We start from the raw sequence: 12,155 nt of genomic DNA, 5'->3' as shown, positions 1-12,155 counted from the left end.
TTTCCACATCCCCTCAGGGCCACTGGCATATTCCTCACCGACACTGGCTGCTGTTCCGCAGCGACAAATTGCGTAACGACCTGACTGTCGCGGACAGCGTCTCCTCTGCAAGTATGCTACCGTTAGGCATCCGCCCGCGAACCGCCTTACCTTTCCGTTGCGTTGCGACTAAAGTCAGGCAATGTTCCGGAACCGGGCAAGGATCGATACGGACCAATGACGGAGAGGCAACGGTGACGATGAGGCGATCATCCCTTGACGCGCGCAGCGTTCCCCCTCTTGGCGCACAGGAGATGCAGGCGCATCTAAATCAAGTGTTGATGAGCCCCGTCTTTGAACGCAGTCCCCGTATGCAGCGATTTTTACGCTATCTCTGCGAGGAGATGTTCGCGGGGCGTGGATCACTCCTGAAAGAATATAGTATTGCGCTAGGGGTTTTTGACAAGCCTCAGGATTTTGATCCCGGCACCAGCGCGACTGTCCGGGTTGAGGCAGGACGCCTTCGCCGCCTGCTGACAAGCTATCAGATCAACCATGGTCAATCCGACACCATTCAGATTATCATTCCTAAAGGAGGATATGTCCCAAGCTTCCAACGCAAGACGGAACAATCGGAAATTGTTGAGCGAGACGATGACGCTCCTGCAAAGGCTGCGACCCCGGATTTGCCTTCGCATATGGAACTGCGCAGGGTAACGGTCTTATCCTGCTCCTTCCGGTTAAGAGGCATTTCCCAACTGACGGCCGAGTTCCTTGAAGAATTCGACCGCTTCCACGCATATTTTTCCTCGATCGTGACGCAATTGGGCGGTGTCATGGAAAACAGCGCAACGGCCCGGCTCACCGTCTATTTCGGCTGGCCCACCTCGCTGGAAGATGCTTCGGGACGGGCCATGACGGCGGCAACGGAAATCATTGCCTATGCGCGGCGTGAACATGGAGGTAATTGTGAGGTCCGTGTGGCCATTGATACAGGCAGGGTTCTCTCACGACCCTGCCTGGAAAAGCCGCTGATATTGGGTGAAGTACCCACCATCGCTCTACAGATAGTCGATCACACGCCATGTAACGCAATTCTCGTTTCGGAAGAGACCCGCCAACATTCACGCACCGCATTTGAAACCATTCCGGCTGGAGCAATAGAAGGCGAGGATGGGCACCAAATTCTTCTTTGGCGTCTTCTGAGCCCTAGATCCACAACATGCTTTCTAGCAAAGCAAGATGCTCCGTCCGCCGACATCATCGGCCGGGGCGCTGAATTGGATCTTCTAGGCAACCGTTGGCTCCTGGCTTCGGCGGGAGAGGGACAATCCGTCATCGTCGAAGGCGAAGCGGGTATCGGCAAATCCTGTTTGTCCGAAGCATTGATAAAGAGGCTGCGGCCAAGGGGCTATCAAATTCGCCTGCAATGCTCTGCGCACCACAGCAACAGCGCACTTTATCCCGTTATCCAAATCCTCCGCCGGTTGTTGGCAGGGAACGATCCATCCAGCGCCGTATTGGGTCGATTTCTTGAGAGAGTCGGTCTGGACGGGCCGATCAACAGGGCGCTTCTTCAAACATTGCTCGCTCAGGCGGATGTGGACGAAAATATGGGGGGCATCCTTCCGTCGGCGAGTGAAAAGAAAGAGAAGACGCTTCAGCTTCTGATCGCCATCCTTTCTGCCTTATGTAACCGCAGACCAGTTATTCTTCTTGTCGAAGACATACATTGGGCGGATCCCACGACGCTGGAGCTGATTGGATTTGCCGCGTCGGCATGCCAGGATCTACGGCTCTACCTGCTGATGACGGGCAGGTCAGGGTGCGCGGCACTGTTTGGACCGGCACAACCGGTTACTGTTCTTCGTCTCACCCGATTATCCCGCCAGGATTGTAGCCGGATGATTGACGGCATTGCGGGGGATGCGGCGTTGCCAATCCCGACCCGGGACACGATTATCGACAAAGCCGACGGGGTGCCGCTCTATCTTGAGGAACTGACGAAGCTCCTGCTTGCCCAAAATGTTGGAAAAGGCGATCTGTCGACAGTGCCCGATAGCCTGAACGACCTGCTGGCATCTCAGCTCGGCTGCATGGGCTTTGCACGCCGGGTTGCGCAGGTGGCTTCCATAATAGGACGGGACTTCCCTGGCGAGATATTAAAAGCTCTGGTCAGTGATGAAGATCAGCTGGTGGCCGCTGCGATCGACCAGCTGCTGGCCGCAGGCATTCTGACGCGCGGCCGCTCCAACGGCAAAGGTCGATATGCCTTTCGACACGCGTTGCTCCGCGACGCAGCCTACACGTCGATGATGGACGCAGATCGTCAGGACCTGCATTCTCGAACTGCCGACATGCTGGTTGACTATTTCCCGGAAATCGCAGCCGATCACCCCGAAGTGATCGCTGGACATATGCGCCATGCGGGGCGTTTCGACGAGGCGGTATCCTTCTGGCTGGATGCTGGCCGAAAAGCAGCACAAAGATATGCCCTCGCCGAAGCAAGCGCGAACTATCGCGCGGCAATAGAAACCCTTGCATTGATTTCGCCAAGTATCGGACGAAGCGAACGCGAACTCGATGCCTTGTTGGAGCTGGGCGCGACTGTCCGGGAAGCGGAAGGCTATTACGCCCCGGACTTGAAGCAAATTTATGAGCGCGCGCATCTGCTGGCGAAGGAAGTCGGACGGCCTGAAGCACTAGCGGCTAGCCTGCATGGGCTTTGGACCGTGGCGGCGGGCCGTGGGCGATGGAAGCATGCTGACCTGTTGGCGATCGAGTTCGACCAGTTCATTCATTCGCTGGGACCAAATGCCCGCCTGGAAGCGGAAGGAGGGCGCCTGCTGGGCGCTGGAGCAGCATTTCGGGGAGACTTTGCCGCAGCCCGAACGCACTTCGAGCGCGTGGTCGCTGTCTATGATCCCGCGCAACACGGCCGCAGCTTCGGCTATGATCCCGGCGCGGCCTCCACGGCCTATCTTTCCTGGGTGCATTGGCACACCGGCAATCCTGATCAGGGTAGGCGAGAGGCTGAGCGCGCCTTGGCCATGGCGGAGGCCTTGGGTCACCCGCCAACTTTGTCACTGGTCCTTGTCTGGCTGCTCTTCCACGCGGTTTGCGAAAGGGACTACGACCGCATCCGCAGCTATAATGACCGGCTTCAAAAACTATGCTCCCAGCAGCTTTGCCGGTTCTGGCAACCGTTCGGACGAGCATGCCTGTCCTGGGCGTCGTTCCATTCGACGCGCGATCCAACTCATCTGGATCAGCTCCTGGTGCATACCAAGGCTTTTTCCGAACTCTATCTCACATCCTGCCTGCATCTGCTCGCCGCTGATATCTGCGACCAGATGGGCCTGTACGACAAGGGGCTGCACCATGCAGGCTTGGCCGCGACGTTCATGGCCGAACATGACGAGGGGATATGGGAAGCGGAATATTGGCGCTTGACCGGACAGTTGCACGCACGCTGGGGGCCGGACAAGAGCGAGGCGCAGCGTTGCCTGGAACAGGCGCTGGCCATCGCGCGTCAGCAAAACGCGGTCATGCTGGAACAGCGGGCCGTCGCCAGCCTGAAAGCCCTGTCGGGTGCGGATATCGGCCTGGTTGCCTGAGCTGCCGACGCCGGCCACGAAATTATGCCCGATGATCTGGGAGGCCCGCCTAGCTGCGGGATGATCCCCGGTCAGCCATAGGGCAGCAGGGACAATGGCATCTCTACAGGCGGCGCCTCCTCAACCGGAATGGGCCGGGTGTAAAATCGTCCGGTCTCGCCCGAGGGGAAGGGCGTCTCTATCCATTGCCTCGGTCGATCGGCAGGCACCACAGGCAACTCGATCGCCGATGGCCGTGCGGCATCGTGATGGATCGTCTGGCGCGCGATCCGATGATCTTTTGGAGCAGCGGTGGATAGGTCGAGGAAATCCTGGGGGTTCACCTCGCTGTTCGGATAATCGCTGCTGGAAATGACGATACGAACGCGGTGCCCCTTTTTGAACAGGTTGCTGGTTGGCGCCAGCTCAATCTCATATCTTTCGACCGCATCCGGCATCAGCCCTTCCGGGGCGGTGCGCGATTTACGATAGCGCGCCCGCACCATGCCGCTCGCCAGATTGTAGGAACGGCCGTCCGGAAACAGGTCGATCAGCTTCACGAACCAGTCGCAGTCCGTTGCCGACGATTGCGCATGGAGGATGACCCGGATCGCGCCCGTCACCTCCATATCCTCTTCCAGCGTCGCCGTCGTATAGACAAGAATATCCGGCCGATGGTCATTGGGCCGTTGATCCGCAGGGCCGCCGTGCAACGAATGCCCGCCCAGCGAAGGCACAGGATTAGCAGGATCGCTGACATAATGGTCAGCGGGTTCATCCGCGCCCGGAGCAGCCTGAGACAGCAGCCCGCCGCCCTCTGCGCCGTTCGCGTTACCGTCGCTGTGCAAGTAGAACAGCGTCGGCCGAGCATCTGGAAGCGGCCAATCCTGCTCGGCCCGCCAACGATTTTCGCCCATCACGTACAGCATGACCCGATGGTCGTCCCCGTCCCCCGCGACCCCCAGAAGGTGGCGGTCCATCCACGCCCCCATCATGGCGACGTCATCGACCAGTGCATCGGGGAAATGACAGAACATCCCGTTCGCGACGTGCCCCCATGGCCCTATGATCAGCCGCTGCCCCTGACGCGCCGCTTCAGTAGCGCCATGGCGAGAGATGTTGACGAACGCGTCCAGCGAATTGCGGTTGAACAGATCATACCATCCAGTGAAATGCAGGACCGGCACTTTGACCCGGTCGAACCGCGATGCTGCGTCATTCGTGGCGAAGAATTCCGGATTATCCCTGTTGTCGAGCCAAGCGTTCCAGAATGGCATATGCCGGTTGATGGGAACGTCCTTCAGTGCGTGCCCGCGCGCGATTTCGAATGCCAGATCTGGAGATGCCATTAACATTTGCGGGGCCGCAAAGCCGCTGGGCAGGCCGACCGCCCGAGCGTCGGCCTTGATCGCTGCGGTCACCTCCTCGCCCATCCGCGCCGCGGCGGTGAACGCCATGCCCATGGTCCAGCACAAGGCCGTGCTATCCATTACGCCCCCCTTGTAGACCCAGCCATTGTTGAACTGGCTGACGGCCGGGACCTGAACGAACGCGGCGTCGATCTCATTACCTTCGGCCTGAAGGTGCAGCAGCTGCGTCCCACCCATATAGGACTGGCCAGTAGTGCCGACCTTCCCGTTGCACCAACCTTGCTGCTTGATCCAGCGAACAGTATCAATGCCGTCCTGCCGTTCGCCCCACCCCTCATTCATCATCGGGTCGAACACGCCGCCCGACCCGTTCGTACCGCGCACATCCTGAACCAGAACCGCGTAGCCTCGCCGGGTCAGATAAGTGGCCGTGCCGAACGAACCCTGCACAAACAGCTTGTTATAAGGGGTGCGGATAACAATCACGGGATAACCGACATCCGGCTCCAACTGTCCCGACGCCATCGGCAGGTAGAGGTCGGCGGCCAGATCAACGCCATCGCGCATTGGCACGTCAAGGTTCCGGAAAACAGCTGTTTGCGCGGTTGTCAGATCCGATGGCACAATGGTCACTCCACTGGTTGAAGGGCGCAGCGGGCCGTATCCCAACCGATCGCTGTGTTTGCCCGATATACTCCTCCCAGACGCCGTTGAAACATTTCGGTTCGCTATCTAACCGTATGCTACTATCATCAAATGGCGCATTGGGAGAGCATTTCCGAAAGGCTCGGATGAGGCCTGAAGAATATGTCGGATAATGCATTGGAGGGGAATTGAATATGTCTGTCAGGAAGTGGGTTCTATTGGCCTCTGCGCCGCTGTTTCCGGCCATGGCCCATGCGCAAACCCCGCAGTCGGAGGACCAGACTTCGGGCGCGGGAATGCTGCAAGATATTATCGTCACGGCGCAAAAACGTGCCGAGCCACTGCAATCGGTGCCTGTTGCGGTTTCCGCTTTCAACAGCGAAACGTTGGAGCATGCACGTCTGGATAACCTGACCGGACTGCGCGGACTGGTGCCGGGGTTGACGATCAACCGATCCGGCGCGTCCGTGGACGTTCCCCAGCTTAGCTTGCGCGGCATGTCCATTCAGGATGTGCTGCCCAGCCTTGAATCCAGCATCGGCTTTACCGTTGACGGCGTCCCGATCGCCTTCCAGCGCGGATCGCTCATGGACGCCTATGACATTGAGCGGATCGAAGTGCTTCGCGGCCCGCAGGGTGTCTTGAACGGCAAGAACACGACGGGCGGCACCATCAACGTCATCCGCTCACGACCCGACCCGGCAGCCGACGCAACCGGCAAGGTTCGCTTCACCCTCGGCAGCTTTGGCGAAAATGATTATGAAGGCGTCATAATGGCGCCGATCGTCAATGACCTGTTGGCGGTCAAGGGCTCCATCACGGTGCGGAAAAACAACGGCCAGTTCAGAAATATCGTGACGGGTGGACGCAATGGAGATCGGGACGTGCGCACGTTCGGATTGGCCTTCGTCGCCACGCCAACGGACAAGCTCAACCTGTATCTCGCGCTGGATCGGGTAGAAAATGACAGCGACTTGCCGCCCTATTCCCAATTGCTGACGCCAAATCTGATCACCTACAAGGTGCCGGGTTATTTCGGCGGCGCGAACTCGCCTTGCCTTAATCCCTATACGGCGTCCATCTGCACGCCTCTCACCAAAGACAAGAATGTTGTCGAATCGAGGCCATTCCCCGGCTCCTTGCGGCTTAATGCCTTAACCGGCGAAATTTCATATCAGGCAACGGATGATATTCGGCTCGTCAGCCTGACCGGCCTTCGCGAGTTCAAGGAATATACGCTCGGAGACTATGACTCCACGCGCTTCGCCCTGGCGCGCAATGAGAGCAATTTGAAGGCACATCAGTTTTCCGAGGAACTAAGGTTCGAAACGTCTTTCAATGGCCCCTTCAATCTCGTCGGCGGCTTCTTCTACATGAACTATGAATATACCCAGAAAACCAACTTGTCGGTGGACCTTGCCGCCTTGCCTCCCATCGCCACGGGATTGCCCGATTGGCTGCCGCCGGGCTTTGCCTACCTCAATTCGGTGGATGCCTATGTCACCAACCAACATAACCGGTCGACCGCGCTATTCTTTCAGGCCGATTATGACCTGACGGACCAGCTTCGCCTGACTGTCGGTGGGCGCCAGACCTGGGACCGCAAGAAAACGCATTATGTCCTTTATTCGGCCGTGCCGGGAACGGTGCGGGACATGAGCGTTCTGGGACCGCTGGTGGGCGACGTCTCCGCTGGGGTGAGCTTTCAGAAGTTCACGCCAAAGGTCAACGTCCAGTATAAGTTCAATCCCGACATACTGGCCTATGCGAGCTACAGCCGGGGTTATAATACGGGAGGCTTCAGCGGCCGCACGGGTAACATTGTAACAGCTGTTCAACCCTATGACCCGGAAGTAATGGATGCATTTGAAATCGGGTTCAAAAGTGAACTCTTCGATCATCGTGTCCGCTTCAACATCGCGGCATTCCATAATATTCTCGACAACAAGCAAGAGAATGTTCTTCAGGTTGATGGATCGCGCCTATTGTCCAGCACCTTAAATGTCGCGAAGGCGAAATATACGGGGGTAGAGGCTGAACTGACCCTCGTGCCCACTCGGAACTGGACGATCCTGGCGACGGGCGGCTATCTGCACGCCAAATATTCAGAGTTCAGGGGCAACCTTGGGCAGGGGGACGCTGACCTGTCGGTACTCCGCCTGCGTCGCACGCCCAAATGGACTGCTGGCCTCGTTTCCGATTATACAATCGACGCCGGAACCGGGAAATTCGGCCTGAATGCTGCCCTATACTATACCTCACGATATGAGACGGACGCGTTGAACGATCCGCGAGGATCGATTCCCCCCGTTGCCCGAATGGATGTAGGCATCCGTTACGAACTGCCGGTCGGCGATGCCACCAAGTTGGAAATCTCCGGTTTCGTGAAGAATGTTACCGACAACACCACTTACGATGGCATTACATCGGGCGAGAGTCCGGGTTCATTGGTCGAGTTCGCGAACCCGATCACGGGCCGGACATGGGGCGTTTCCCTGTCCGCGCGCTTCTAAAACGGTTCGATCCGAAAGCTCGTGCCTGTCGCACCAAGTTGCGGCTGGCACGAGCCAGGGAGTTCTCCAACAAACAAGCCAGCGACTGATCGCCTGATCAGCGACCGCGCCACACCCCTGCGCGCTTCTCCACAAAAGCGCTCATGCCTTCTGCCCTGTCCTCGGTAGCGGTGAGGATCTGGAAAAGGCGCCGCTCGGTCAATATGCCTTGAGCCAGCCCCGTTTCAAAGGCGATGTTCACCATCTCCTTGTTCACCATTGCTGCCATTGGCGGCATCGAGGCGATGGCGGCGGCAGTTTTAAGCGCCTCTTCCAACAGCTGCGCGGCAGGCACGATGCGGCTTACCAATCCGGAACGCTCTGCTTCGGCGGCATCCATCATGCGGCCGGTCAGACACATTTCCATCGCCTTCGCCTTGCCCACGGCGCGGGTCAGGCGCTGGGAACCGCCCATGCCAGGCGCGACGCCCAACTTGATTTCGGGCTGGCCGAATTTTGCCGTGTCGCCTGCGATGATGAAGTCCGCCATCATCGCCAATTCGCAACCGCCGCCCAGCGCAAAGCCCTGCACGGCTGCGATCCACGGCTTACGCGTTGCCACCACGCCAGTTTGCCAGCCAGAAAAGAAATCCTCCAGGAAGAAATCCGCGGCCTGCTTCTCGACCATCTCCTTGATGTCGGCGCCTGCGGCAAAAGCCTTCTCACCGCTGCCGGTCAGCACCGCGCACCGTTGCGCCGGATCGGCATCATAGGCGGCGAATGCAGCGCTCAGATCCTTGAGCACCTGGCTATTGAGCGCATTGAGCGCTTGCGGCCGGTTGAGCGTGATTAGTGTGACGGCGCCATGCTGTTCGACGGTGATGGTTTCAAAGGTCATGAGAGATTTCCGTTTGAGGCAGAGGGGTCCATTCCTTGTCCTGCGGTAGAGGCGCAAAGAGACTATCTATCAACCTGTCATCAACCTCCTCTGGCGTGGCCGGGGACCATTTGGGAGCGTTGTCCTTGTCAAAGATCACCGCGCGCACCCCCTCGACGAAATCGGGACGGCGAATGATGTGGCAGGCCAGGCGATATTCGTTTCGCATATTGTCCGCAAAGTCAGTAAAGGCGGCGCCCTCCGCCAGTTGGCGCAGGGCGACCTTGACCGTTTGTGGCGACTTGGTTGCAAGCACCGCCAACTGCTTGTCCGCCCATTCCGACCCGTCCGCCCGGAGGGCAGCAAGGATATCCTCCAAGGCATCGCTCGCGAACAGGCGATCGATCCCGTCCCGCTGCGCCATCAACCGGGACTCCGGAGCGAGTTCATTTGCCTGATCGAGGATGGTCGAAACTTGAGAGGGATGCGTGAGGATTTCCGCCTTGAGCGCACCCAGCCTGTCAGAGCCGACATAATGGGTCGCAATCCCGATCGCGACGCAATCCGCACCATCCAGACGTGCTCCGGTCGCGGCAAGCCATGCGCCGACCCGTCCAGGCAGCCGAGGCAGAAACCAGCCTCCACCCACATCGGGGAAAAGGCCAATTCCGGTTTCAGGCATCGCGAAGGTCGTACGCTCCGTCGCAACACGATATCGGCAAGGCAGCGAGAGACCGACGCCGCCGCCCATCACAATCCCATCGATGAAGGCCACGATAGGTTTGTCGTAGACGAACAACAGATGGTTCATTCGATATTCGACGCGGAAGAAATGCTCGGCCGCTGCGCAGTCCGTCTTTGCGCTACTGGCGATAAGCGCGATGTCACCTCCGGCACAGAATCCGCGCCCTTCGGCATGGTCGATCATGACCATCCGCACCGCCGGATCGTCGCGCCAGTCCAGCAGCACCTGATTGATCGCCTCGCACATCTCCGGGGTCAGCGCGTGGATAGCCTTGGGACGGTTCAGCCGGATGCGGCCCACGCCATTTTCGACCGAGAGGATCAGCTGGTCTGTCATATCTTTTCCCTGCACTCGCGGAGCGTCTCCGATAATGATCGGGCGCGTGATCTGGCTGTGCTTCCCAGGACCGATATTCCAAAGAGCACAGCAGTAACGCCAATCGCCATGGAGTTGGTGCTGTCCATGCGCGGGCGCGATTGTGCAATCAACATCTCATATTCGCAAATTGGGTCTGCATTTTTGCAGCAATTGGCACGATCAACATCAATGACGCATCGCTCGACTGAGCAGCCGCTAGCGCAATACTTCTCCCACAGGCCGCGGGCGAACCCCTATGACAAAAGCCCGCTGCTTGGGGGCAGCGGGCTTTATCTTGTGCAGTTGAGTGGCGGTTCAGTGGAGGCCTGAGCCGCCTCCGCTGAGTTCCTTGGCGATGGAACCGACCATGTCCTTGGCGTCGCCGAACAGCATCTGGGTGTTGCTGTTATAGTAGATCGGATTGTCGATCCCGGCGAAGCCCGCGTTCATCGAGCGTTTGATCACGAACACAGACTTGGCCCTGTCCGCCTCGATGATCGGCATCCCCGCAATCGCGCTCTGCGGATCGTCGCGCGCCGACGGGTTCACCGTGTCGTTCGCGCCGATGATCACCGCAACGTCCGCCTGCGGCAGTTCAGGGTTGATGTCGTCAAGGTCGACCAGCTGTTCGTAAGGCACGTTGGCTTCGGCCAGCAGCACGTTCATGTGGCCGGGCATGCGGCCCGCCACCGGGTGGATCGCGAACTTGACGTCCACGCCCTTCCTGGTGAGCGCCTGATACAGCTCGCTGACCTTGTGCTGCGCCTGGGCGACGGCCATGCCATAGCCGGGGATGATGACCACGCTGCTGGCATTTTCCAGCTGCATCGCGGCTTCCTCGGCAGACGCCGAGCGTACGACGCGGTCGTCCTTGCCGCCCGCAGCGCCTGCGACCACCTTGCCGAAGCCGCCGAACATGACGTTGGCAAAGCTGCGGTTCATCGCCTTGCACATCACCAGCGCCAGGATGAAGCCCGATGCGCCGTCGAGCGCGCCCGCCACGATCAGCAGCTTGTTACCCAGCGCAAAGCCCATCGCCGATGCCGCAAGGCCCGCATAGCTGTTCAGAAGCGCGATGACCGTCGGCATGTCCGCCCCGCCGATCGGGATGACCAGCAATATGCCGAACAGCAGCGCCAGGCCGGCGAACAGCGGGAACAGCCAGGTCTGCGTCGGATCGATCGCGAGCATGATGCCGATCGCCACCGTCGCCAGCGCCACCGCGCCATTGACGATGCGCTGGCCGGGGAAAGAGACCGGACGGCTGCCCATCAGCTCCTGCAGCTTGGCAAAGGCGATGATCGAGGCCGTGCAGGTCAGGAAACCCAGCAGCATCTCGAACATCAGCGCCCACAGGATGAAGCCGCCCGCATATTCCGCATGGGCATGCTTGTAATATTCCGCCGCACCGATCAGGCCTACAGCCAGCGCGCCAAAGGCGTGGGAGATGGCGGTTCGCTGCGGGATCGCCGTCATCGGCATCAGCAGCGCCATCGGAATGCCCGCCGCCGCGCCCGCGATCATCGCGATGATGATCAGATTATAGTCCACCACCTCATGCTGGACCAGCGCGCCGACGATGGCGATGACCATGCCGATCTCGCCCGCGCGCACGCCGCGACGGGCGGTCGAGGGATGGCTCATCCACATCAGCGACAGGATGAACAAAGCGGACGCGACAATCGCCGCGAAGGGTACGAAGGCGTCCATCTGTTACTTCCCCCGCGGCTTGAACATCTTGAGCATGCGATCGGTGATCATGAACCCGCTCACAAGGTTCACCGTCGCGCAGAACACCGCGATGAAGCCCAGCGTCTTGGCCAGCGGCGTTGCGCCCGCCTCACCCGTGATCGTGATCGCCCCCACAATCACAACCGCCGCTATCGCATTGGTCAGCGACATCAACGGCGAGTGCAACAAAGGCGATACCTTCTTGATCAGCTGAAAACCAAGAAAGGCCGCCAATATGAAGACGAACAGATAATCTGCATTGAAAGCGTTCACTGACTTATCCCCTGTCCAGAAACCGCGATCTGATCAAACCCTGGCGATCTTCCAATTTCGCCTGGGTTCGGAGCATATTGCCCCTGCCAT

Annotated in this window: 7 protein-coding genes; 2 read left to right on the top strand and 5 right to left on the bottom strand. The window is 59.2% G+C overall.

Translation table 11 applies throughout. The annotated features are described in order from the left end of the window. Positions 1-350 precede the first annotated feature (350 nt). Complete coding sequence (locus tag IZV00_RS18600; RefSeq protein WP_196227075.1) at positions 351-3,596, top strand: ATP-binding protein; 3,246 nt, start codon at positions 351-353, stop codon at positions 3,594-3,596. Positions 3,597-3,667: 71 nt separating this feature from the next. Here IZV00_RS18600 and IZV00_RS18595 read toward each other — a convergent pair whose 3' ends face one another. Then, the gene (locus tag IZV00_RS18595) at positions 3,668-5,512 is read right to left on the bottom strand and encodes a CocE/NonD family hydrolase (protein WP_196227074.1); all 1,845 of its coding nucleotides are present in this window, start codon (positions 5,510-5,512) and stop codon (positions 3,668-3,670) included. Between the two features lie 272 nt (positions 5,513-5,784). Between IZV00_RS18595 and IZV00_RS18590 the strand changes: the two genes are divergently transcribed. Continuing rightward, complete coding sequence (locus tag IZV00_RS18590; RefSeq protein ID WP_196227073.1) at positions 5,785-8,103, top strand: TonB-dependent receptor; 2,319 nt, start codon at positions 5,785-5,787, stop codon at positions 8,101-8,103. A gap of 97 nt (positions 8,104-8,200) precedes the next feature. Here IZV00_RS18590 and IZV00_RS18585 read toward each other — a convergent pair whose 3' ends face one another. From IZV00_RS18585 to IZV00_RS18570, 4 genes are all read right to left on the bottom strand, one after another. Further along, the gene (locus IZV00_RS18585) at positions 8,201-8,980 is read right to left on the bottom strand and encodes an enoyl-CoA hydratase-related protein (protein ID WP_196227072.1); all 780 of its coding nucleotides are present in this window, start codon (positions 8,978-8,980) and stop codon (positions 8,201-8,203) included. Beyond that, positions 8,970-10,040 carry an enoyl-CoA hydratase/isomerase family protein gene (locus IZV00_RS18580; RefSeq protein ID WP_196227071.1) on the bottom strand — a complete coding sequence of 357 codons (1,071 nt, stop codon included), beginning with the start codon at positions 10,038-10,040 and terminating at the stop codon, positions 8,970-8,972. The genes IZV00_RS18585 and IZV00_RS18580 overlap by 11 nt, the downstream gene beginning before the upstream one ends. Before the next feature lie 336 nt (positions 10,041-10,376). After that, complete coding sequence (locus IZV00_RS18575; RefSeq protein ID WP_196227070.1) at positions 10,377-11,771, bottom strand: NAD(P)(+) transhydrogenase (Re/Si-specific) subunit beta; 1,395 nt, start codon at positions 11,769-11,771, stop codon at positions 10,377-10,379. A 3-nt stretch (positions 11,772-11,774) separates the two neighbouring features. Next, the gene (locus IZV00_RS18570; protein WP_196227069.1) at positions 11,775-12,065 is read right to left on the bottom strand and encodes an NAD(P) transhydrogenase subunit alpha; all 291 of its coding nucleotides are present in this window, start codon (positions 12,063-12,065) and stop codon (positions 11,775-11,777) included. Between the last annotated feature and the right edge of the window lie 90 nt (positions 12,066-12,155).

This window comes from Sphingobium sp. Cam5-1, from assembly GCF_015693305.1.
GTDB lineage: Bacteria > Pseudomonadota > Alphaproteobacteria > Sphingomonadales > Sphingomonadaceae > Sphingobium.
This window is presented reverse-complemented; position numbering and strand designations above follow the sequence as displayed.